Source organism: Lactiplantibacillus songbeiensis (assembly GCF_005405125.1).
Taxonomy (GTDB): Bacteria; Bacillota; Bacilli; order Lactobacillales; family Lactobacillaceae; genus Lactiplantibacillus; species Lactiplantibacillus songbeiensis.
Genome location: NZ_BJDL01000010.1, coordinates 72,140 through 96,515, shown reverse-complemented (window position 1 = coordinate 96,515; position 24,376 = coordinate 72,140). Strand labels below are relative to the sequence as shown.

General features: G+C 44.9%; 21 protein-coding genes. 12 read left to right on the top strand and 9 right to left on the bottom strand.

Annotated elements, in window-relative coordinates; translation table 11 throughout:
• Positions 1-426 precede the first annotated feature (426 nt).
• A complete protein-coding gene (locus tag FFM77_RS04315) occupies positions 427-882 on the top strand; it encodes a nucleoside 2-deoxyribosyltransferase (protein WP_137634521.1) in 456 nt (151 codons plus the stop codon).
• Between the two features lie 36 nt (positions 883-918).
• On the opposite strand, the gene FFM77_RS04310 is transcribed toward FFM77_RS04315, so the two are convergent.
• Positions 919-1,593, bottom strand: coding sequence for a DUF6198 family protein (locus FFM77_RS04310; RefSeq protein ID WP_479686904.1), 675 nt, complete (start codon positions 1,591-1,593; stop codon positions 919-921).
• A gap of 174 nt (positions 1,594-1,767) precedes the next feature.
• Entirely contained in the window at positions 1,768-2,589 is an 822-nt protein-coding gene (locus FFM77_RS04305) for an HAD family hydrolase (protein ID WP_137634520.1), read from the bottom strand.
• A 222-nt stretch (positions 2,590-2,811) separates the two neighbouring features.
• Between FFM77_RS04305 and FFM77_RS04300 the strand changes: the two genes are divergently transcribed.
• On the top strand, positions 2,812-4,506 hold the full coding sequence (locus FFM77_RS04300; protein ID WP_137634519.1) for an oleate hydratase: 1,695 nt from the start codon (positions 2,812-2,814) through the stop codon (positions 4,504-4,506).
• Between the two features lie 81 nt (positions 4,507-4,587).
• On the opposite strand, the gene FFM77_RS04295 is transcribed toward FFM77_RS04300, so the two are convergent.
• The gene (locus FFM77_RS04295) at positions 4,588-5,295 is read right to left on the bottom strand and encodes a hypothetical protein (RefSeq protein WP_137634518.1); all 708 of its coding nucleotides are present in this window, start codon (positions 5,293-5,295) and stop codon (positions 4,588-4,590) included.
• Between the two features lie 886 nt (positions 5,296-6,181).
• Here FFM77_RS04295 and FFM77_RS04290 point away from each other — a divergent pair.
• Entirely contained in the window at positions 6,182-7,696 is a 1,515-nt protein-coding gene (locus FFM77_RS04290; RefSeq protein WP_137634517.1) for a hypothetical protein, read from the top strand.
• On the opposite strand, the gene FFM77_RS04285 is transcribed toward FFM77_RS04290, so the two are convergent.
• A complete protein-coding gene (locus tag FFM77_RS04285) occupies positions 7,685-8,572 on the bottom strand; it encodes a LysR family transcriptional regulator (protein ID WP_137634516.1) in 888 nt (295 codons plus the stop codon). The genes FFM77_RS04290 and FFM77_RS04285 overlap by 12 nt on opposite strands.
• Before the next feature lie 154 nt (positions 8,573-8,726).
• Here FFM77_RS04285 and FFM77_RS04280 point away from each other — a divergent pair, with 154 nt between their 5' ends.
• The 3 genes from FFM77_RS04280 to FFM77_RS04270 all read left to right on the top strand — a co-directional run bounded on the left by FFM77_RS04280 (position 8,727) and on the right by FFM77_RS04270 (position 13,375).
• Positions 8,727-11,126: an NAD(P)H-dependent oxidoreductase gene (locus FFM77_RS04280; RefSeq protein ID WP_137634515.1), complete on the top strand. Its 2,400-nt coding sequence runs from the start codon at positions 8,727-8,729 to the stop codon at positions 11,124-11,126.
• Positions 11,127-11,355: 229 nt separating this feature from the next.
• Positions 11,356-12,942, top strand: coding sequence for an Nramp family divalent metal transporter (locus FFM77_RS04275; protein ID WP_137634514.1), 1,587 nt, complete (start codon positions 11,356-11,358; stop codon positions 12,940-12,942).
• Between the two features lies 1 nt (position 12,943).
• On the top strand, positions 12,944-13,375 hold the full coding sequence (locus FFM77_RS04270) for a universal stress protein (protein ID WP_137634513.1): 432 nt from the start codon (positions 12,944-12,946) through the stop codon (positions 13,373-13,375).
• A 154-nt stretch (positions 13,376-13,529) separates the two neighbouring features.
• Here FFM77_RS04270 and FFM77_RS04265 read toward each other — a convergent pair whose 3' ends face one another.
• From FFM77_RS04265 to FFM77_RS04245, 5 genes are all read right to left on the bottom strand, one after another.
• Positions 13,530-14,018, bottom strand: coding sequence for a hypothetical protein (locus FFM77_RS04265; protein ID WP_137634512.1), 489 nt, complete (start codon positions 14,016-14,018; stop codon positions 13,530-13,532).
• A gap of 399 nt (positions 14,019-14,417) precedes the next feature.
• Positions 14,418-14,744 (bottom strand): PTS sugar transporter subunit IIB, encoded by a 327-nt coding sequence (locus FFM77_RS04260; RefSeq protein ID WP_137634511.1) that lies wholly within the window; start codon positions 14,742-14,744, stop codon positions 14,418-14,420.
• Between the two features lie 29 nt (positions 14,745-14,773).
• Positions 14,774-16,249: a PTS sugar transporter subunit IIC gene (locus tag FFM77_RS04255; RefSeq protein WP_137634510.1), complete on the bottom strand. Its 1,476-nt coding sequence runs from the start codon at positions 16,247-16,249 to the stop codon at positions 14,774-14,776.
• On the bottom strand, positions 16,249-17,631 hold the full coding sequence (locus FFM77_RS04250; protein ID WP_137634509.1) for a glycoside hydrolase family 1 protein: 1,383 nt from the start codon (positions 17,629-17,631) through the stop codon (positions 16,249-16,251). Before FFM77_RS04250 ends, FFM77_RS04255 begins: the two co-directional genes overlap by 1 nt.
• Before the next feature lie 280 nt (positions 17,632-17,911).
• Positions 17,912-18,178: a hypothetical protein gene (locus FFM77_RS04245; RefSeq protein WP_137634508.1), complete on the bottom strand. Its 267-nt coding sequence runs from the start codon at positions 18,176-18,178 to the stop codon at positions 17,912-17,914.
• Between the two features lie 511 nt (positions 18,179-18,689).
• On the opposite strand from FFM77_RS04245, the gene FFM77_RS04240 reads away from it, so the two are divergent.
• The 6 genes from FFM77_RS04240 (at position 18,690) to FFM77_RS04215 (ending at position 24,374) form a co-directional block, all read left to right on the top strand.
• On the top strand, positions 18,690-19,406 hold the full coding sequence (locus FFM77_RS04240) for a GntR family transcriptional regulator (RefSeq protein WP_137634507.1): 717 nt from the start codon (positions 18,690-18,692) through the stop codon (positions 19,404-19,406).
• A gap of 149 nt (positions 19,407-19,555) precedes the next feature.
• On the top strand, positions 19,556-19,885 hold the full coding sequence (locus tag FFM77_RS04235; RefSeq protein WP_137634506.1) for a helix-turn-helix transcriptional regulator: 330 nt from the start codon (positions 19,556-19,558) through the stop codon (positions 19,883-19,885).
• 22 nt (positions 19,886-19,907) lie between these two features.
• Positions 19,908-20,693 (top strand): DUF2812 domain-containing protein, encoded by a 786-nt coding sequence (locus tag FFM77_RS04230; protein WP_171001556.1) that lies wholly within the window; start codon positions 19,908-19,910, stop codon positions 20,691-20,693.
• A gap of 438 nt (positions 20,694-21,131) precedes the next feature.
• Complete coding sequence (locus FFM77_RS04225; RefSeq protein WP_137634504.1) at positions 21,132-21,623, top strand: alcohol dehydrogenase; 492 nt, start codon at positions 21,132-21,134, stop codon at positions 21,621-21,623.
• A 555-nt stretch (positions 21,624-22,178) separates the two neighbouring features.
• Positions 22,179-22,973, top strand: coding sequence for an SDR family NAD(P)-dependent oxidoreductase (locus FFM77_RS04220; RefSeq protein WP_137634503.1), 795 nt, complete (start codon positions 22,179-22,181; stop codon positions 22,971-22,973).
• Positions 22,974-23,447: 474 nt separating this feature from the next.
• Positions 23,448-24,374, top strand: coding sequence for an ABC transporter ATP-binding protein (locus tag FFM77_RS04215; RefSeq protein ID WP_137634502.1), 927 nt, complete (start codon positions 23,448-23,450; stop codon positions 24,372-24,374).
• The last annotated feature ends 2 nt before the right edge of the window (positions 24,375-24,376 follow it).

Genomic DNA, 24,376 nt, shown 5'->3' with positions numbered 1-24,376 from the left:
AGATTGCGTCTGCCAGTTGGCTCCTAAAACGCTGGAACGCCATGGGCCATTTTGAAGCCAACGCTGAGGTCTTCAAACCTGACCTTGGCCTAAGTCCGAGCAGACTACTCACACTAAGGCCAACGACATAGCTGAGCATTTTAGGAATCAACGGCTCGGCTAAATAACTGAACTGAGAATAATCAATCATTAATTTTTCAATTCCGGTTATTTAACGCCGGGCGGGCCAGAATTGGCTCAGTGGTGTCGTTTATCTTGGTCGGTGATTTTCCGGCCTTAGATAAAGCCCGGCTTTTGAGACCGCTTTTTGGCTCAAAAACGTGGCCACCACGTTCCAGCCGATTCTGGACCAACCAGAGTGGTAATTTAAGCAAACTAGCACTAAGTGTAGACATTGATTAACTATTGAAAGAGGATTGATACTTGATGAACCCCCGAATTAAAAGTGAAACGCCGACTGTCTACTTAGCTGGACCATGGTTTACGGCTGGTCAGCCAGAACGGTTAGCGAAGATTGAACAGTTGATGAATGAGCTAGGCATAACCTACTACAGTCCCCGTTTAGATGGGATTGATTTGACCCCGGATGCAACCGATGCGGATCGTAACGCGGTATTTGCTGATAATGTGGCGCATTTAAAGCAAGCCAAATTAGTGGTTGCCGTGGTGGATGGGGTTGATACCGGGACCATCTGGGAGACTGGGACGGCATACGGCCTAGGCATTCCAGTCGCCTATTATGCAGAAACTTTGGGCGATGGGACCTTCAATGTCATGCTAGCCAAGTCGGGTCAAGCAACCGTTCAAAACATGTCCGATTTAAAAGCCTTTTTACAAGATCCAACCAGTGAGGCGTTCCAATATACCGGGGCGATTCGCTAGCTAAAAAGCTGTTCGACGAAAAATCGCCGAGCAGCTTTATTTTTTTACTTTAAAGTTATGCACTAACTTGGGAAAGACCAATCGATCAGCGGTCGCAATTAAGATCCCGTTCATCAAAAAGGAGTAAAACGTCCCAATATTAACCGCGTCCACCCGGTGCGTGATGGTAAAGGTTAGCGCCATGATGATAATTGGTGGGACGAAGTCGATCAATTGTGAGGCAGTAGCGTTACCTTTTAGATACATGAACCGCAAGATATTCGTCGTATCATCATTAGGATGCATGAAGATATTGGCCCGTTGATAAATGGAAATGGCGACACAAAACGTTGACACACCTAAGATCGAAATGAACATTCGAACGAGCCAAGGCAAGTGGGGAATTCCAAGGGTCGTAAACGTCATGGTGAAGAGATCAACGAAATAACTGAAACACAGTACGAAAATAATTTCGCCAACAAAGCGGGGAACATCCAGCCGGCGAATCAGAAGTTGATTAGTAATGGCATTAGCCAGGCCAATTAAAAATAACAACAGACCGACATCTAACCCAAAGGCTTCATGCATATTAACCGCTGAAGCTGTCCAGATACCGCTACCGACATTGGAGGTAATACATAGGGCATTCCCGCAAGCATTTAGGACGAGACTGAAGATTAAGGCCGCAATACGTGCAGGAAGCGAATTAGTGGTCGTTGGTTTTGATTGCAAAATAAAATAGTCCTCTCTTAAAAAGCATTCGAGAACTATCATACCGCGCTTGGCGGGGAAAACACAATTTTTAGTGGCTTAAAAAAGTCACGATATAGATTGAATTTTTAAATGATTCACTAAGATGTTTAAGGGCTGGTTAAAAGCTAACCTTTAAAGGACCTTTTCGTAGGACTAAGCTAGATTTTCGTTTAACTTAAAGAAGTCTTGTAAGAAGACGGCCACGCCATCTTCGGTATTTGGTAAGGTGATGTCGGTCGCGGCTTGGCGGACGACGTTGCTGGCGTTGCCCATCGCGACACTGTGACCGGCCACACGGAACATACCCAGATCGTTAAGCTCATTACCGAAGACAATCGTGTGGTCCCGACCGATACCGGTATACTTCTGAATTGCCGTGACGGCTAGGGCTTTATTGACACTGTGCGGAATAATTTCCAAATTATGTGGATTTGAACTGGATAAGTTCAAATCGGTCGTTTGGACCAGAACTTGGCGGACGAGAGCGAGTTCACTGGGTTGGCCGTAAACAATGGCGTTAGTAATGTAGCCAGTCAGATTCGGTAAGAATTCCGGTCCGATAAGCGGCATCGCGTTTAGAACCGGCGTCGCATGCGTCCCACTCGTTGCAATCTCATCTTGATAAGGGACCGTTTGGCCCGTGTAGTAGAGCCGATTATTTTCAAAAAAGTAGACGCGACAGTTGTTACTGAGGACGGTCTGATAGATTTTCGTTAAATGTTCACCGGATAGAAAACTATTCTTTAGTTGATTGCCTTGCTCAAACGTTGCGCCATTAGCAGCGATGACTTTCACGGGACCGCCGATTTCGGTGACAACTTGATGGGCCAAGGGCAGCATTCGTCCCGTGGTTAAATAAAATTGATGGCCTTGTGCCATGACTTGATGTAGCACTTGACGGGTCTTGGCCGTCATTACTTTATGATCGATCATCAAGGTGCCATCGATATCTGAACAGATTAAATATGGGGTCATCCAATCACTCCTAAGTACTTCATATTATACGCGTCTTTACGTCACTTTCGATGAACTTTACCGGTATAAGTTGCAGTTTAGTGACTAATCGGTGGTCCGGCCGAATCAATTCTAAAGTTTCTATGAAAATAACGAAAAGGTTTCACTTCAAACTAGACAAGTGGTATCCAAGTTGTATAATGTACCTGTAAGCGTTAACAAATGATTTTGGAGGCGTTATTTATGGTTAAAAGTAAAGCAATTATGATTGGTGCGGGGCTCTCGAACATGGCCTCAGCAGTTTATTTAATTCAAGATGGCCATTGGGATGGTAAGGATATTACCTTCTATGGGGTTGATATGCATGGTGCCAATGATGGTGGGGTCACAACTGATTTCACTAATGAATATTGGAACAAGAATCATCCCATGGAAAACACGACCGGTTACGTCGCACGGGGTGGCCGGATGCTTAACTATCGGACCTATGTGGACTTAATGGAATTGCTCGACCGGATTCCATCGATCACCGAACCTGGGATGACCGCCGCAGAAGATACGCGTGACTTTGACGCCAAGCATCGGACCTTTGATAAAGCCCGTTTGTTACAAGGTGGCAAAGGGATTATCAATGCTGGTAAACTAGGCTTCAATAACAAAGACCGAGCGTTGTTAACCAAACTCATTATGATGCCAGATAAAGACGAAGAAAAGCTCGACAATGTAACAATTGCCGAATACTTTGCCGATGATCCGCATATGTTCCAGACCAACTTCTGGTACATGTGGGAAACGACCTTCGCTTTCCGGACCCAAAGTTCGGCGCAAGAATTACGGCGTTACATGCATCAAATGATTTATGAATTTACCCAAATTGAACATTTGGTTGGGGTCAACCGGACCCGTTACAACCAATTTGAAAGTATGATTGAACCATTGATCAAGTACTTGCAAGGTCAAAATGTCACCTTCATCGATAACAAGATTGTCGAAGATTGGGAATTCAAAGACACAGCGATGCAAGATGAGATTACGGTGACAGGTTTGAAAGTTAAAGATGTCGCTTCAGGCGATGTTGAAACGGTACCCGTTGACGATGATACCGCCGTTATCTTTACCAACGGCTCGATTACTGATTCGGCCACGATGGGTGATTACAACACGCCTGCACCAGAAAACATGGAATACGGGATTAGTGCCGCCCTTTGGAAGAAAGCCACGGAACGGTTCTATAATTTAGGGACGCCGGACAAATTCTTCAACGACCGGAATGCCAGTGAATGGGTCAGCTTCACGTTGACGACTAAGGATCATTTGTTCTTAAACGAAATCGTGCGGATTACGACTCAAGAACCTGGGAATGCGTTGAACTCCTTCTTATCAACCACGCCAATCACGCCGTTGAATCAAAAGGATATCAACGTGTCGATCGTGGTTCATCATCAACCACACTTTACCACGCAAAATCCGAATGAAACCGTCCTTTGGGGCTACTTCCTCTATCCACGGCGCAAAGGCGAGTTCGTTCACAAGCCTTACATTGAGATGACGGGTAAAGAAATGGCCCAAGAATTGATCGGGCAATTATCCAAGGTTGATCCTGGCCCTGGTAACATTAAGGATAAGGAAAAAGAGATTATGGATAGTATTATCAACAATATCCCAGTCTACATGCCTTATGCTTCGGCGCTCTTCAATAACCGGGCGAAGACTGATCGGCCAGAAGTCTTACCAAAGCACTCGACCAACTTAGCCTTCACTGGTGAATTTGCGGAACAACCTTATCAGATGATCTTCACGGAACAAAGTGCGGTTCGTTCTGGTGAGATTGCCGCATATCACTTTGCCGGGGTTCCGATGGATAACTTAGTCAAGACACCACGTTATGACAAAGATCCAAAGACCTTGCTCAAAGCTACTAAGAAAATGTTTGATTAAGCAATAAGCACGACAAAAACAGCGGCTCCGTTTAAACGGAGCCGCTGTTTTTGTCGTGCCTAAGTTAAGTTATTAGCTAGCTTATTTAGCCGCTTTTAAGTTGGTAGCTAAGGTCCAGCCAGCGTCCTTTAATAAAACATATTCATGGGCAGTGGCTTTAGTGGAAGTCTTAGCATAGATTGACTTAGTTGCGTCATATTTCTTACCGCTGGTTAACGTGCCGGCCTTCGTTAAAGTCGCGGTCTTGCCGTCTTTAGCGAAGACTGCTTTGGCAAATTCACCTTTTTTGGTCGCGGTGTAAGCCTTCTTGATGGTCTTAGCCTTTTTGGTTAAGGTCAACTTAGTGGCTTTAGCCTTAGCGGGTGTTTTAGAACCAAGCGCACCTTTAGTCATTTCAGAAGCCTTGACCCAGCCAGCAAATTCACCTTTATCGTTCTTGAGGTGTAGGTATTTAACTTCCTTAGCACCTTTCTTGTTGGACAATAATTCGATGGTCTTGCTGGTGGTGTAAGTCTTCTTCGTCGACAACTTCGTCTTAGACTTGGAGACCTTGGCAGTGGCACGGTCAGCGGCAAATTCGATCTTATACTTATCGCCCGCCTTCTTAGCGTGGTAAGCCGTCTTCTTGATGCTGGTGGCTTTCTTTAACGTATAAGTGGTGGTCGTAGCGGACGTCGCTTTTTTGACTGTCGCGGCGTTGGCGATTAACGTAGTTGCGGGTGCCAATGGTGCGGCAGCTAATGGTAAAGCTAAAGCAGCAGTTGCAATTAAGGCATTAATCTTTTTCATATTGAAAATCCCCCTTAAATAACTTAACCTTTTTCGATGGAACACCGATAGTTTAGCACCTTGATTTTATAAGAGCAATCTTTATCACACAAAAAATCATTATTTTTATGGTTAGGGATGTTCGCTTAATTAACGCTAGTTTGCGTGCTGATAAGGTTGACAAAAAGGTTAGTAGTTGAATTGTTGGTATCTCATCATTACCACATTTATACTGTAACGAAATTGTCATAAAATCTAGTATGGTTGAGATTAGTCGTCTCCGTTGACCAGCAGATTCGCGGTGGGGCAGCCCTGCAGCCAAAGGGTGGTTAGGGCACCTTTAAGCCGAAAATCACGTCTTAAAAGCTGGCCCAGCCACTAATCTGGGCAAAAGTACCCGGCTAAGTGGCTCGACACGGCGAACTTGCTGGTCACTACGACTAAGACTGCTTGTTCAATGGGGATAGCTAATTAAATAATTATGCTTGATGCTGGGTATTTACGCTCACGTTATCCATTATCCAAATACCTAAGATTGTGTGCTAACGCCGCAAGCTTGGTCTTCAAAGTTGTTCTTAGTCTAAGTCTGAGAAGATCGCTCATATTGATGCCCAACAACACGGCTGAATATTTTAGAAACTAAAACAACTGGTAGAAGAAATCTTTCATTTGCAGATGCCCGGTAATTAACGCCGGGCGGTCCAGAATTGGCTCAGTGGTGTCGTTTATCTTAGTCGGTGGGTTGCCGACTTAGATAAAACGCGGCCACCATGTTCCAGCCGATTCTGGACCAACCAGAGTGCAAGTTATATCTATCTAACACGAAGCGGAAAGCTCATCCGACCTAGCTGACCGTAACTTGTGCTATGCTATTTAAGTTAGTTTCAAATGAGAGGACTGAAAGCGCATGCCAGCCATGACAACTTTAATTACGCCGGCCGAAAACCGTTTCTTTCTATTAAGTGAACAAGCGCGCCGGCACACGACTTTACAACAAATTAGTGGGTTATTGCGCGACCATGTGACGGTTAAAGCCGATAGTGACTTCTTACCCATCACGGTACGCAATTTAATTATGCATGACCATGCCGATTGGCTGACGGCTTGTAGTCAAGAATGGCAGCTGTTAGCCAGTTTGCCATATGTGGTAACGGCGAGCGATGATCGCAAAGCTTGGCATCATTGCGAATTGTGCCATAAACCGGTGCGGTATGAATATCATGTTCAAAATAAACGCAATCATCAAGAATTAATCGTGGGTTCCGAATGTGTCAAGAAATTTATGAATGCAGAAACCCGTTATTTAATGGTGATTACGACCGAAGATAACTTTTATGCGGCGGCCCAATATCAGACATTGACGGCCCAAGTACCCGTTGTGCCAACGATTATGTTTAAGCAGCCACTGTTACCGCAATTGCCAAGCGACATTCGACCGCAAGTGCATCAAGTGCGAACCGATACGAGTACCACAGTGACAACTTATTTACGGCGGAAAACAGCTGAATTACCTTTATTAGCATTAAAACCAACGTTGCGGACCTATGACCAATTGGTTGTCCAAGAAAAGCAAGCCATTGCTGATCGGGTCGCAGCGACTAAAAAGCAGCATCAATTAGCCCAACAGCAAGCCCAACAATCTGCGCAACAAGCCGCTGTAAAAGCCGAAACCGATTTACGGCAGAGCCAACCCTATCAACGTTATTTGCAACGATTAGCAGCAATTATTGTTGAACGTCCGGACCGCAACACGGCTAAAAACCAGTTCAGCAAACTGAACACAGTATCAACCTTAAAGACGCTGTTGAATAGTTATCAATTCGGGTTAATGGTGACGGAATATGCCCAAACTGGCCGGATTCAAGTCCGACGATTAGCAATGCTGAATCGTGACTTTGTGGCCGATTTAGACCAAGTAACGCGCACGTTAGATCAGCAACAAACAACGCGCTTCTATGATGATGTCTTCAATAGTTGCTGGGGGTGGACGTATCATCAAGTGACGGCCCAATTAGCTGATTGGCAACGACTTTTAGCCACGCGTTGGGGTGCTAAATTAAGCTTAGCCTGGTTTGAACAGTTGGCTAGATTGACTTCGGCTACAACGATTAAGGCCGCTTTGGGCGATGCTGCCACACCATTGAAAACCGCTTTAACTAATCGATTAGCTGAACAGCCGCAGTTAACACCAATTCCGCGAACCCGGCTTAGTAAAGCCGAACTGCGGGAATTTTGTCAGCGTGAATTAGCTGCGAGTGACAGTTCAACGGTATTTAAGCAGACCTTTGACCGTTACTATCAATTAGCACCCGCTCGCCAAGCCCTATATCACGAGACCTTAGGTTATTATTACGTGGCCCAACACAGTAGTGGTGACCATCAAGCTGCATTGCAACGGCTACAATGGTTATTAAAGCATTAAGTGTTGATATTTAGTGAGGGCCGGATTTTGATTACCGGCATGCCAGAATTCAACTAAGTGATAGGTCTGGTCATTCCCTTGTACGGGCACGAAGTTAATTTGCCGATTGGGATTGAGCAACGGATCATTGATGTCAGCTGGATAAAACGCCACAGCTTGATCAAGGGCGACAAGGAGTTCCATCTGTTCAACACTAGTGACCCGTTGTAATTGGTGGGGATCGAGTTCGGGATTTCGCGTTTCAAAGCTCCGTTGTAAAAAGGCGGAGTTCTCAGCACTATAATAGAGCACTTTCGTATCCGCTAAGTCACGAGGCAGCACGCTGTCTTGTTGGCTTAGCGGATTTTGTTTACTGATACCGAGGACCATTTCACGTTCTAGGACTGTTTTTGATTGAACTTGACTATTTGGTAAAAATGGTTCTTGACCGTAGACAATCGTAAAGGCGAGGTCCAAGTCGCCATTCAGAATGCTTTGGCTGAGGTGTTCAATACTTTCTTCACGGAAAATCAAATTGATGGCCGGATGGGCTTGCTTAAACGTCTGAAAGCGAGCTTGCATCACGTGACTTTCAAAAATTGAAAAGTAACCGACACTTAAGACTTCCTGTGTGTTACCACTGAGAGTTTGAATTTCACGTAAGGCTTCACTAAAGCGGTTAGTCATTTCTTGGCTAGCGGTATAGAAGAAGTGACCGGCCGGGGTGAGGCTGATTCGATTCGCCTGACGCTTAAAAAGCGCGACACCTAGATCCATTTCAAGCGTGCCGATTTTTTTAGAAACGGCCCGTTGCGAGATTAAGTGGCGTTCCGCAACCTTTTTAAAGCTCCCGAGTTCAACGACTTCGAGAAATAATTGGATGAGTTCAATGTTCATGATTTGGCCTCCTAAGCTAGGCGAACTAAATCTTTCGCCTCTAGAATTATTTTACCGCTTTCATTTCTAAATAACAGCGTTACAATGATTTTGAGAATAAATTCACAAATCAATCACACAAGTTAGTTGAACCAAGATGGGAGTTTTGACCTTGATGAAAGTTATCGGTCTGGTCGGGACCAACGCAAGCGTGTCCTACAACCGGAAGTTATTGCAATTTATGCAGCGCCACTTTAAAGATGAAGTTGAGATTGAAGTGGCAGAAATTAAGGATTTACCTTTATTCAATGAAGATGCTGTCAGCAATCCGCCAGCCAGTGTTCAAGCATTAAACGATGCGGTAAAGGCCGCTGATGGGGTTATCTTAGCGACACCGGAATATGACCATGCAATTCCAGCCGCTTTGAAGAGTGTCATTGAATGGCTATCATGTATCGACCATCCATTTCGGAATAAAGCCATTATGATCGTTGGGGCTTCATTAGGCGCCCAAGGAACGTCGCGCGCTCAAGTTCAATTACGCGAAACTTTAGATGCACCTGGTATCGGCGGTTATGTCTTGCCAGGTAACGAGTTCCTGTTGAGTCATGCGACGCAGGCTTTTGACGATCAAGGCTGGCTCAAAGATACGAAGACGGTGGCCTTCTTAGAAGAATGTGTTGCCCACTTTATCGATTATGCCAAAATGATTGAAGCCAAGTTTGCCCCACAAGCGGTTAATAATCGTTCCAATCTTAAGTGGAGCGCTAGTTACGATGTTATTGTGCTAGGATTCGGGGCTGCTGGGGCTTCGGCAGCGCGTTTTGCGGCCGATAATCATGCCAAAACGTTATTAGTCGATGCCGCGCCAAATGGTCATGAAGGCGGGAATGTCCGCTATGCCGGCCAAGTGGTGGCAACTGGGACGGATTATGATCAATTGTTGGCCTATTATCAAGCGATGTTCGGTTCAATCGACATTGACGAAGACCTCCTAGCTACTTATGTACACGGGATGGTCAATATGCGGGACTACTTTAAGACTTATTTAGATGTTAAAGATCCCGTTAGCTATAACGATACGTACAAATATGGACCAAAGACGGGGCCATCAGATGCTTTGGCCCCAGAATATCCTGAATTCCCAGGTGCAAAAGCATTTGATCTGACCTTAGTTCATGAAGGTTTCTTTGATGCTGCTCTATGGAAGAACTTACGGCAACATGTCTTAGATCGGGCTGATAATATTGATGTTTGGCTGGATTCTCCAGCGGAACAGTTGATTCAAGATCCTGAGACCAAAGCTATTTTAGGGGTCCAAATCAAGCGGAATGGCGTTAGCGTCAATATCCGGGCCCGTAATGGGGTTGTGATGACCATGGGTGGTTTTGAAACAAACCAGAAATATATTCAAGATTACCTCGGCGCCCCACATTTGGCCCCAATTGGGAGCTTGTATAATCGCGGTGACGGGATTCGGATGGCTGAAGCTGTGGGTGCCGACATGTGGCACATGCACAGTTATGAAGGGTTAGGGTTCTTAGCTGGCATGACCTTTGCGCCGAAGCCAGGTGAACGTGGTAAGTTGATCTTAGCGCCATGGCCAGATCTCTATACCGGGTCAATCTTTGTGGCGGGGGACGATGGGAGTCGTTACTTCCGCGAAGACGAACCAAATCGGCATGGTCGTTTGTATGACCATGGGACTTGGCGGATTCCAACTGCTCAAGACCATGCTTACTTAATCTTTGATCAAGCGCAACTTGACCAATTTAAGCAAGCCGATAATTTGCCAGATACGACTTTCTTAGACAACTTAGTTAAAGCCGATACGTTGGCTAACTTGGCCGCAGCGACGGACTTAGATCCAGCTGTCTTAGAAAAGACGGTTACCGATTTTAACAGCTTCGCCCAAAATGGTGAAGACTTCAGTCAGCATCGGGATGCCAAGACGATGCGAGCCTTTGGTAACGGGCCATTCTATGCGGCTCGTTTGGAAGCTGGCATGTTGAATACCCAAGGTGGGCCGCGGCGCAATGCCCAAGCTGAAATCTTGGATGTCAACGAACAACCGATTCCACATTTATACGGCGCCGGGGAACTCGGTGGCGCCAATGCTAATCAATATGCCGGTGGTAGCAACTTAGCCGAATGCTTAATCTTCGGTAAGATTGCCGGTGAAAACGCGGCTAAGCAGACGCCAATCGCTTCAACGGTACCTGTCGAAGGGCCAACGGAGACAGATGTTCAACTTGGCGGCAATGATATTGCACAAGCCGATGCTTTAAGCGAGATCGAGCTAGGCACAAACCAATATCTGGGTGTTAGTGAAGCCGGTATCGGTGGCGAAGTTGTGGTTCGGATCACTTATGCGGACAACACCTTGCAAAAAGTCGATATCGTACGACAAAGTGAAAGTGAAGATGTTGGTCAAGCGGCCGTCGAACAATTACCAGATAAGATGGTGGCGGCTAATACCTACGATGTTGACAGTATCTCTGGTGCGTCAACGTCAAGTCGGGCAATCAAGAGCGCGGTCAAGAATGCGTTGGCGAAAGTCCCAGTCGAAAACTAAACTGAATCGATTAATTTAAAAAAAGATCAGTGCAAATTTTGCACTGATCTTTTTTGCGTACTGGGGCTGATAGCCCTAATGTTGTCAACGGTTTCACGAATGGCTATTAAAGTAGTTGATAGCCGCTTTATTTTTCTAGGTATGCCTAAAAAACATTTCCATTTAAGAATATTTATTGTACAATGACAACTGTTCAATTAATTCAAATAGAATAAAGGGGGAGTTTTACTTGAACAAAGAAAATGCAAGCAGTGGCCAGAAGCATAAGCTAATTCAGTATGCGAATGGCCCATCACTAGAAGAGATCAATGGCTCAATTGAGGTGCCTAAGAACCTTAACTTTTGGAAGACCTTATTCGCTTACTCAGGGCCAGGTGCGTTAGTTGCGGTTGGCTATATGGATCCCGGGAACTGGTCAACGTCAATTACTGGTGGGCAAAATTACCAGTATATGTTAATGTCTGTCATCTTGATCTCAAGTTTGATTGCGATGTTGCTTCAATATATGGCAGCTAAACTTGGCATCGTGAGTCAGATGGATTTGGCGCAAGCGATTCGGGCCAGAACCAGTAAGTCGTTAGGGATTGTGTTATGGATTTTAACTGAATTTGCTATTATGGCGACCGATATTGCGGAAGTTATTGGGGCAGCCATTGCGTTATATCTATTATTCGGTATTCCGCTAGTCATTGCGGTGTTTATTACCGTCTTTGACGTCTTAGTATTGCTATTATTAACCAAGATTGGGTTTCGAAAGATCGAAGCCATTGTGGTTTGTTTGATTTTAGTTATTTTGTTTGTTTTCGTCTATCAAGTGGCCCTTTCTAATCCAGATTGGGGCGGTGTTATTAAAGGGTTAGTCCCAACTGCCGCCACGTTCTCAACGTCCAGAAGTGTTGCTGGGATGACGCCATTATCTGGTTCGCTAGGGATTATCGGGGCGACCGTTATGCCACATAACTTGTATCTGCATTCAGCCATCTCACAAACGCGGAAGATTGATCACAGCGATGAAAAAGATGTTGCACGAACAGTGAAGTTTGCCGCTTGGGATTCAAATATTCAATTATCCTTTGCCTTTGTGGTTAATGCGTTGCTCTTAATTATGGGGGTCGCGGTCTTCAAGAGTGGTGCGGTTAAAGATCCATCATTCTTCGGCTTGTATGAAGCTTTGTCAAACACATCGATGCTAAGTAACGGGATTCTAATCGGCGTTGCCAAGTCAGGGTTGCTGTCAGCGCTCTTCGCGATTGCGTTGTTAGCTTCTGGTCAAAACTCCACGATTACCGGGACCTTAACTGGTCAAGTTATCATGGAAGGTTTCGTCCACATGCGGATGCCACTGTGGTTACGGCGGTTAGTCACCCGGTTAATCTCAGTGATTCCAGTGCTAATTTGTGTCATGTTAACGAGTGGTAAGAGCGCGATTGATGAACATACCGCGTTGAATAATCTGATGAACAACTCGCAAGTCTTCTTAGCCTTTGCTTTACCATTCTCGATGCTGCCATTATTGATGATGACCGATAGCAAAGTTGAAATGGGGAATCGGTTTAAGAATTCATTGGTCATTAAGGTGTTAGGTTGGTTATCCGTTATTGGATTAACGGTCTTGAACATGATTGGGTTACCAGATGCGGTCTTGGGATTCTTTGGGGCTAACCCAACGGCTGGTGAACAAACGTTGTCCACGATTATTGCATACGTTTTAGTTGCTGCAATTTTAGCTTTATTAGTCTGGACCGTTTATGATTTACGTCGTGGTAATCGGCGTTATGCAGCGCAACAGGCTGCTTTAGCCAAGGATGGTGAATAAGATGAGCACAACGTTTAAACGAATTTTAGTAGGGGTCGATGATTCGGCCGATGCTTTACTAGCTTTCGAATATGCGATTCAACAAGCTGTTCAAACCGATGCTGAGTTGATTATCGTGTCGATTTTGGAAAATGATGAGATGAATGTGTATCAGGCTTTGAATAAAGATTACGTCCATGGTGAACGTGATGAGCTTGAAACTCACTTGCTGAAGTATCAAAAGCAAGCCCAAGATGCCGGTGCCAAGCGAGTACGGACGTTGATCGCTGAAGGCGAACCGGGCGAAACGATTGTTAAAGATGTGATTCCACATCTCCAACCAGATTTATTGATTATTGGATCAATCGCCAAAAAAGGTTTAGCGCGTCATTTCGGGAGTCAAGCCGCTTATATGGCTAAATATTCACCAATTTCAGTGTTGGTGATTCGTTAAAAATACAATTAAGCACGTAATCAGGATCAGCTGGTTGCGTGCTTTTGTTGTATTGTATTGGTTGTTTTTTTGCCACTCTGGTTGGGTCAGAATCGGCTGGAACGTGGTGGCCGCGATCGGAAGCCGAAGGGCGGTCTTCCGGGCCGGGCTTTATCTAAGTCGGAAAATCACCGACCAAGATAAACGACACCACTGAGCCAATTCTGACCCGCCTGGCGTTAAGTAGTGGGTGCTGGTTAATCTTGGGCGACAAGATGATTAGTAAGACAATTACAGCAAATGTCCCGTACCAAATTGTAAGCGGACTTAGGCAATTGCCTAGAATAGTAACTAGTAGTGGGTAGATGTGTCGATTGATAGATACAGCGGCTGACAGGCAGATGCGCAGTCCGTTGGCGACTTGTTGACTATTGGGTGGTGCCATCATAAATTGAGGTGCGTTAATGTATAAGTCAGTGAGGTTTAGTATTAGGGAAAAATCTGGAAGTACTGCATCAAACATAACCAGTCGAATATAGGTACCAATACAAATGATGATAATCTCAATAAATAGGCCTAATGATAGTGCTGGGACTGGCGTGTAGTTATTGATGGAACAAATAGCGTTGTTATATTTAAGATAATCTAATAAACGCTTTTGCATACTTATCTAGCTCCTTTGATTTGACTTGCCGGTATTGTAAAACAATTCCTTAAATAAAAGCTAGCCATGTTGCAGGTAAGGTAGATTTGTAGCAAAAAGGTGTATTCAATGACGCTAATTTTTCAATCCCCGTTAGTTAACGCCGGGCGGGCCAGAATTGGCTCAGTGGTGTCGTTTGACTTAGTCGAGCGATTTTCTCGAGTTAGTCAAAGCCCGGCTTGTGAGACCGCCCTTTGGCTCACAAACGCGGCCACCACGTTCCAGCCGATTCTGGTCCAACCAGAGTGGCAATTTAAGCCAACTACTGGCCAACAAAAAAACGGCGCCGCTACACAATCTAATGTGCAGCGGCGCCGTTAGTCAATCTATGTGTGACAATGTTTCACGTGGAACAACGTGTTAAGCGTCACCTAATAGCTTTTCAGCAGCTTTTAAGACGTTTTCCCCGTTCATCATGCCATAATCAGACATGTTGATGATGTCCATTGGAATCCCGGCAGCATCGGTCTTCTTTTTAACATCGTTAGCCATATAGCGAATCTGTGGCCCGAGTAATAAGACATCGGGCTTTTCATCGGAAGCTAATTGGTGGTCAATATCAGATGAAGCAGTGGCGAAGATCTTGTAATCAACGCCGTCCGCTTTAGCAGCGGCTTCCATCTTTGAAACTAAGAGGGAGGTTGACATCCCCGCTGAGCAGGCTAACATAATGATTTTTTCAGCCATAATCAATTCATCCTTTCAAACTAATGCGATTAAGCTTTTTCAGTAGCGGCGTTACCGGCAGCAGCTTCTGCAGCGGCCTTAGCGTCTTCTTGACCCTTCAAGATCTTGTCGTACTTCTTAGCGAATGGGAAGTAGATGGCTGTTGACATAACCAAGGTAATAGTCTGCCAGATGCACATCTTCCAGCCGCCAATCAGGAACCCAGAAATGATTGCTGGTGTCGTCCAAGGAGCGGCAACCCCGTTCAGTGGTGGGATAATCCCGAAGTAGATAACCAAGTAAGTTGACAAAGCAACGAGCACTGGTGTTAAGAAGAATGGAATTGCCAAGAATGGGTTCATAACTAATGGCAAACCAAACAGGAATGGTTCGTTAATGTTGAATAAAGCTGGAACCAATTCGATCTTCCCAATGGTCTTCATTTGAACTGAATGAGCAGCGAAGACCGTAAAGATAACCAAACCAATGGTAATCCCAGAACCAGTTAAGTTAATAAAGTTATTGTAGAATTCGTTAGTAACAATGTGTGCACCGTTAGCAACAGTCAATTTGCCGGCTTTATATAAAGCGGCGTTATCAGCTGTGTTAGGAATCAAGAGACCACTGGTAATGGCACCCATGATTAACCCACCATGGACCCCGAAGAACCAGAAGAATGGGACTAAGAACGCAATGACTAAGGCCCCACCTAAGGAATCAGATAACCCTTGGAGTGGTGTTTGTAATAATTTATAGATTAATTGCAATAAATCAGTCTTACCGAAGAAATCAATGGCGGCGTAAATGAACATTGAAACGGTAATGATCACACCGGCAGGAATCATCGCTGTAAATTGACCAGCAACACTAGCTGGGACTTGTTCTGGTAAGGTAATCTTCCAACCAGCACGAATCATAGCGGAGTAAGCCCAACCAACTAAAATCCCGATAATGATAGCGGCAACCATCCCTTGACCACCAAGCCAAGTTAAGTTGATTACGCCACTAACAGGAGTGGTTAAGAAGCCTTGTAAAGCCTTTGGTAATTTGTCGATGTTGCTTGAAACGGCTGTTCCAGACATCACAACGTTACCAGCGGCATTGGTGATCCCAGTGCCAGCTTTACCCATCGCACCAGCTAATGGGCTGGCGATGGATAATGTTTGTAATAGGAGGAAGGTTGCTAATGACGTTAACCCGGCAGGCAACGCTTCATAACCTTCGTTACGGACATACACATACGCAATCCCAACGGCCGCCCAAACTGACATAATCGCGAATGTTGCGGTGTAAGCTTGGTTAAAGAAGGCCGACCAACCAGACGCTTTTAAGACTGCGGCGACGGCTGGTATTGGAATATTTGATAAAATTAAGAATACGGACCCAATAATGATAAATGGTAACGCGTAAACCATCCCGTCTTGTAAGGCTTTAACTGGTTTCGTGTTAACGAACTTCATTACTGGTGGCAAAATCTTGTTGTTAATGAAATTACTAAAAGCACTATTACTACTGCTATTTTCCATTACAATTCATCTCCATTTTTTGCTAAAACTGACTTTAGCCAGTAATAAGACTTCTTTGGTACTCGTTTTAAATCTTTCAAATCATGATTACTGCGATTGACATAGACGACCCCGTACCGTTTTTCGATGTCGGCGTGTGAACTTGGAATATCGATGAGCCCCCAGCCCAAGTAACCAAGCACTTTAGCGCCATCTAAAAACATTGCGTCCTTCATCGCTTTGATGTGTTCTTTATGATACTTGATGCGCAAGTCATCTTCGATCATATCGTGACCATCCCAATGTTCTTCGATCCCAATCCCGTTTTCAATCGGGAAGACCGGTACATTGTAGCGATTGTACAAATCAGTAATCATATTGCGAAAGCCCAGTGGATCAATGGTCCAGCCCCACTGGTTAGCTGGTAGAAAACGGTTACTTTCCATGCCATAGTCTAAGTAACGATTTGGTGCGGTTCCCGCTGGTACCTTGTCGGCGTTGATCGTCGTCGTGCGATAATAGCTGAAAGCTAAGAAGTCAGCGTGCATGCCTGCTAAGATGTCATCGTCACCTGGTTGCAAGTCATAATCGATTTGGTGGTTCTTAATATAGGTTAAGACTTCGTTGGCGTAATGACCGTGGACAAACGCATCGTTCAAATTGTTATTTAAAAATTGATCTAATTGCCGAGCAGCGAACACGTCTTCTGGCTTGGAAGTAGCGGGGTAGACCGGCGTATAAGCAATCATGCCTCCAAATTGCACATCATCATAGTGACTGTGGGTAAACGTTTCCAATTGGGCGTGTGCCAACATCGTATGATGGAAGATTGTGTAGAGATCATTTAGAGACTTGTCGCCATGTTCGTAACCTGAAATGTTGAAAACTTCATTCGTAAAGTACAAATTATGTTCGTTGAACGTGATCCAATACTTGACCCGATCAGCGAAGTGTTCAATCATCTTTTTCCCGAAACGGACAAACGCATCCACCGTATGCCGGGACATGAATCCGTTTTCTTTTTGGGCTAACGCTAAGGGCATGTCGAAGTGATACAAGCAAATCATCGGCGTAATCCCGCGCTTGAGCATCCCATCAACTAAGCGGTCATAAAAAGCAATCCCGGCTTCATTAAAGTCACCATCACCATCGGGCACCACTCGTGACCACGAAATCTGAATTCGATACATGTTCATATGCATGTCCTGCATCAAATCCAAGTCTTCGTCATAACGGTGATATTCGTCAATGGCGTCATGCCAATCCGCAGTGTGCTCAGTGGCCGGGCGCACATCATATACTGATAGCCCTTTACCATCAATGTTCCAGGCCCCCTCCGTTTGCATACTTGAAACGGAGTTGCCCCAGAAGAAATCTTTGGGCATTCTACGTGAAAGTTCCATATTTTCCTCCAATCTAAGCTTGTTTTTCAGGAAGCGCTTTCCTTTAACAATTTTTAGTATAGCCTCAAATGGTATTAAAAACAATCCTTTTAATTAAATTTGTATAGTCTTTTAAAAATGACCGCTGGTAAACCGCGTTATGACGGCATTTTTAAAAATAGAAAATCACAAAAAAATTAGTACCAACCGGATTGGTTGGTACTAATTCAAGCGGTCAATCATAGTGGTGCTAGTTGTTTTTGACTTAAAATGATTGCGCTTACGTTTTATTGATTGAGACTTATTTGTGAACCTTGTGGGCCATATAGTAAGCGCCCCATTCAGCCAATTGGCCTTTTGAAATGGCTTTAGCATAGCCAGATTCCAAAAGCTTTTCGAAAACTTCAGTAAATTGCTTCGTGGTTTCGTGCGCTAAGATTTGGGCTTCTTCTTGATTGGTTACTTTTGAAAAATCAACATCGATTTCAGGCTTAAAGCCGGCTAATGCTTTAATGGCCGCTGAATAGATGACGGCTTCTTGATCGAGTTTTAATGAATGGACTTCCATAGACTTTCACCTCATTGAATTAGATTGGGCAGTATCTTCATTATAACGATTTAGATGATGGAGGGGGAAACAATCGGTTTTAAAAGGTTGAAATGGCTGATTCTGCCACTCTGGTTGGGCCAGAATCGGCTGGAACGTGGTGGCCACGTTTTCGAGCCACAGAGCGGTCTCGAAAGCCGGGCTTTATCTAAGTCGCAAAACCACGACTAAGATAAACGACACCACTGAGCCAATTCTGGCCCGCCCGGCGTTAACTAACGGGTAGTTATTGATTAATATTAATCCATGAATTTAGTCGAGAAGTTGGTTCTTAAAATGTCGGCCAAAGCATGCCAGTATTTTAGAAAATAACCGGCGGGCAATCAGTCTAGCTAACACCGATTCTGGTCCAACCAGAGTGGCAAGACAAATGAACAATCATTAGAAAAAGTATATACAAATATTGTCAATTGTTAACGAAATGGGGTAAACTGTTTGACAAGAAGTTATTGAAGAAAGAATGTGAATTTAATTGGCTTATAAATACGAAACGATCGCGGATAGTTTGCGGTCGGACATCAAAGCGGGCAAGTATGCGCCCGGGGAATTGATGCCGGATCAAAATAAATTAGCGAAGACGTTTAACACGACGCGGATTACGATTCATAAGGCCATTCAATTATTAATTATTGAAGGGATGGTTTATTCAAAGCGAGGGGCCGGGACCTTTGTGCGCAAAGACTTTGGGTTGACCGACCATCGCCAAGAAACCCGGGTTGATCGCCCAATTGGGACGACGCGGACGAACGCTGGCAAGAAGGTCACGAGTAAGGTCTTAGAATTACAGGCCCGCTTACCAACGACTCGTGAAGCAGAACAGTTGATGATCGATGAGATGGATCCCGTCTACGTCATTCGGCGAGTTCGTTATGTGGAAGGCCAGGTTTGGGCCTATGAACATACGATTATGCCAACCAGTATTGTCACATTGACCAAGAGCGTCTTGATGGGTTCAGTCTATGGCTACTTAGAAAATGAATGTGGCTTATCGATTGCCGGGTCTCATCGGATTGTCTCGGCGGGTAAAGCCACGCAAGATGATGTTGACGGCATGGGTGCCAAGTTAGGTGATCCCGTCCTCATTATTAATCAAGTCAGTTATACCGATGATGGTCAGCCGTTTGAAGTGTCAGAATCCCACTTCCCGTATGCAACGAGTACCGTGGTGGCGGATATTCAAGTTCATTAGGGTGCCGTAAAGTCAAAATGCAAACAAATAAAGTGACGTTAAGCCTAATTAAATCAGGTTTAACGTCACTTTATTTGTTTGCATTTAAGGCATGAGGAGTCCATAATTCGATTTAAAGTAACCGATTTCATAAACGGGGGGATGTTTTCATGGCAACCGATTTTTATCAACGTTTGATTGATAAGTATGAACCACTGACTGAAGCGGCGTTATTAACCTTAATTAGTGTTCGCCAACCAATTAATGGTGCCGATATTCCGGCGAAGATTGAAGCGTTGACGGATCATCAACTGCAACTGGGCTTAGGGGCACTATTTACAAATTTGCACGCGATGACGCGGGACTATTTGGTTAAGGAACAAGTGAGCGGCGACGAGGTGCATACTTATGAGATTACGGGGAGTGGCGAAGCGGTGCTGGCGGCTGAACGTGAGCGGTTAGCCTTGTTGTTTCGGCTAGTAGACACACCAGTAAAATGATTATTTTTGGGGGATGAGTGCGGTGCGGCGTTTTCGTATCTTAGTGAAGGGGTCACCACAAGAATTGGCTTGGTTAAATCAACTGGCGAAAAAGGGTTGGTTGTTAACCGCCGTTCATGGGGGGCTGTATGAGTTCAAAGCAGTGACGGCGACGTATCGGGTCTTTACAGAATATGTGCCGGTGGACGTGGCAACCGAGACCACGCCGCAATCAGTCTTTCAATTATTAACAACGGTCACGTTAAAACAACCTGCTGTGCAAGTTGTTTATTCCGCTAGTCAGCATGACCCATTGAAGCAGGCTGACTTGACGTTACTGAGTGATGAAGACACCCAATTGAAAGCGACCTTAGGCTTACGGTCAAAGTTACTCAGTTTAGCGGATGGTTGGACCATTGGTAGTGTCATCTTAATCACCATCTTATTAGCGATTTTTCGCGGTAATGGTCCAGCCTGGTTGTTTAAAGTAATTGTTGGTGTCTGGTTTTTGGTCTGCGCGTGGTTAGTCATCCAAATCTTACGGGTCCATCGCCCGGCTAAGCGGTTGCGGGCACGGTTGCAAGATTATGATGGAGCATGGCGGCCAACGATGCATGTCTTTTTAACCAACATGTCCGCGCCATTAGACTTGGATCAAGTCGGCAGCTTAGGTAATTGGCGTTTAGTCGGTCAGAGTAAAAAAGGCGCGTATTGGTATGATGTTCAGACCAATGCCAGTCAAGCTGAAATTAAACAAGTGGTTCAGCCAGTTGTGGGTGCTGACGTCAAAGTTGACGTCATGAGTTTCCTAGGTCTGTGGCCATTGTAAATGAATGAGCGCGTGTCGTAGTTTGACAGGTGCTTTTTTGTTCGACCGGCCGTTAATGCTGAGTGATAGTTAGTGATAAGCAGATTAAAGTTGGGTATAATGAAAATAGCAAGTAGCCGGCCACTTTTCAGTGGATTTACCTGAAGTCGCATGAACTGGGCTAAGGCAGTTAGTCCGGCTAATCAACGAAAATATAAAATAATTAATATTAAGTGACATCAAAACAGGATAGTAGTATTATAAAAATGGCTAAAGCTGGTATCTGCGTTTTAATTATTAGTTTTGACTAGAAATAAAAATGTCAATAAATTAAGCAACGAATGTTTTGGTATTCGTCATACTTATTTCATAAAATCAGTATAGATTAGAACTTAAGTTCAATTGAGGCCGGGTGCTGCCGATCCGATTGGACCATAAAAAATTATCGAGGTGATTTTGATGCGACTAAAAGATCTAACAGGAGAGACGTTTAGCCGATTGACTGTCATTAAACGAGCTAAGAGTGCCCCGAATGGGAATGCACGCTGGTTGTGTCAATGTTCATGTGGTCGGCAGGTCGTGGTGGATAGTTATCGGTTACGTAAAGGGATTACCAAGAGCTGTGGGTGCTTACGGGCTGATGTCAGTCGGAAGAATATTTTTGAAAATCCTCAAACGCGCAAGAATATGGGCCGCAGTGATAACTTGCCCCTCTATCAAGGGACATCCGTTGATCGCTTGAAGCCTAACAGTCGTAACCGTAGTGGTGTGATTGGGGTTTCCTTTGATCGGTGTTCGCAAAAGTGGGTCGCCCGCTTGATGTATCGCGGCCGCCTAGTCTTGAATCAACAATTTGCGGACATGGATGATGCGATTCTAGCACGGAAACAAGCAGAAGAACGTTATGTCATGCCAGTCTTAGAAGCTTATGCTAAAACAAGCGCGGAATAAACGCGTACATAACTAAGTCGTTTTGATCGTCGGTTATCTTAAAGATACCGGCGTTTTTTTTCGGGAACTTACCAAACCTTTTAACTAGCGTTTAAGACAGCAATCGGCTATGCTGGTGCTATTTAAGATGTAACCAATACGGGTTTAGTGCTAGTTAAAATTGCCGCCTGCCGGTTGGATTCTAAAACGCTGGAACGCCATGGGCCATTTTGAAGCCACAGCCCGGTCTTCAAAACTGACCTTGGCCTAAGTCCGAGAAAGTCACTCGCACTAAGGCCAACGACACGGCTGAGCATTTTAGAATTCAACCTCTCGGCTAAATCTGTGGATTAGATGATTATTATCTGGTAATTAACGGCGGGCGGGCCAGAATTGGCTCAGTAGTGTCGTTTATCTTAGTCGGTGAGTTTCCGACTTAGATAAAGCCCGGCTTTCGAGACCGTTTTGTGGCTCGAAAACGTGGCCACCACGTTCCAGCCGATTCTGGTCCAACCAGAGTGGGCAATTTAATCCAACTAGTATCAAGCGTGTCATTAATTAACGGAGGACTTAACGATGGAAATGGGTTTGCAACATAAGACAGTTTTAGTGACTGGTTCGACTAAAGGTATCGGCCGCGCAATTGCCGAAGCTTTTGCTAAAGAGGGCGCGGATGTCATCATTAATGGTCGACGTGCAGAGACTGTTCAAGCGGTTGTCGATGATTTAGTAGCGGCGTATCCGGCAACGACACCAATCGCCGCACCATTTGATGTTAGTGATGAAGCGGCCACCGCAGCGCTGTTTAAGTTAGTCCCAACGGTGGATATTCTGGTCAACAATATGGGTATCTTTGCCCCAATGGCGTATGCCGATATTGATGATGCCACTTGGGAACGGTTCTTTAAAATCAATGTATTGGCGGGTAATCGCTTGGCCCGGCATTATTTGCCAGCGATGTTAGCCAATGATTTTGGTCGCATTATCTTTATTGCGAGTGAAGAAGCCGTGATGCCATCTGGTGAGATGCCACAATATTCGATGACCAAGTCGATGAATCTTTCATTGGCGAAGAGTCTATCGAAATTAACGGTTGGGAGCCATGTGACTGTGAATACGGTTATGCCGGGATCAACCTTGACGGAAGGCGTGCAGCATATGATTAACGAGATGTATGCGGAGTCGGACTTACCCAAAGATCAGTGGGAACATGACTTTATGATTAATCACCGACCGTTATCACAAATTCAACGCTTGATTCGGCCGAGTGAAATCGGACGTCTAGTGGTTTTTGTTGCGAGTCCGTTTGCCAGCAGCTTTTCTGGTGAAGCGCTTCGAGCAGATGGCGGCTTGGTGCCAACCATTTTTTAACAAATTCGGTCATTTTTACCACTTCATTGCTAGAATACGGTATAATTGAAAGCGGTAATTACCGTTAAGTAATTACGTTGACAATAAGGTGTGAGACTATCTCAGGTTATTTTATTGTCGCCTCAACGTGGGCACTGGTCTTGGCGATCAGTGTTATTTTTTTGGCTTTTTTTAGGGTTTTGATGGTTAATTTTTGAACGGTAAACGCCGGTGTGTTGGGAATTTCAGTGTGATTGGAAAATTAAAGTATGAAATTGACTCGTGAGTCATTGACTTATTGGTCAATTGAGATTATGATTGCTTCTGCAATTATAAAGTTGGTTTCGGCGAGGGTGCCGAAACGTGTTCGCCCAACCTGCCCACTCCGCTTGCTACGCCAAAACAATCACTCGGGAAAGCGCCGAGTCATTGCTTTGGCTAGGCAATGCTCATGGGCAACCCGGTTGGGCTCACACTCTTAAGGGGGAATCCATCATGGCTACACCAGCACCACTATTACAAATAACACATCTCCAAAAACGCTTCGGCAAATTCCAAGCGTTAAAGGATATTGATTTTTCGATTTATCCTGGCGAAGTTTTCGGTTTTATTGGCCCGAACGGCGCTGGTAAATCGACGACGATCCGAGTACTACTAGGAATCCTAAAGGCCAGTGGCGGGTCTGCAACAATTTTTGGTCAGGATGTTTGGCAACACAGTGTGGCGATTCATCAACGAATTGCCTATGTGCCCGGCGATGTTTATCTATGGCCGAACTTAAGTGGTGGCGAGATCATTGATTTGTTCTTGAAGATGAATGGTGAACGACATACGGCTAAGACCGATGCTTTGATTGAAGAATTTGGCTTGGATCCACGGAAAAAAGCCCGGACTTATTCAAAAGGTAATCGGCAAAAAGTTGCCTTGATTGCTGCTTTTTCAACCGATGCTGATTTCTATATCTTTGATGAACCAACATCGGGACTCGATCCGTTGAATGAACAAACTTTCCAAAATCATGTGTTGGCACTGAAACAACAAGGCAAGAGTGTGCTGTTATCCAGCCATATCTTGTCAGAAGTTGAAAAGATGTGTGATCGCATTGGCATTATTCGCGAAGGCCAGATCGTTGAGACTGGAACGTTGGCTGAAATGCGGCATTTGACCCGGACAACGATCGATGTTCAAACGGTGGCACCGTTGACTAAGTTGGCTGAACTACCAGGGGTACATGGCGTGACGGCCAAGCATGGTGAGAACCATGTCAGCTTAGCAGTTGATGCTGAGCAGTTGACCCCAGTCATGGCCTATTTGACGCAGCAACAGTTAGTGTCACTGACGACCACGCCGCCGACCTTGGAAGACTTATTCATGCGTTACTATGAAGCCCCCAACGATGCACGGGCAACAGATGGGAAGTGACG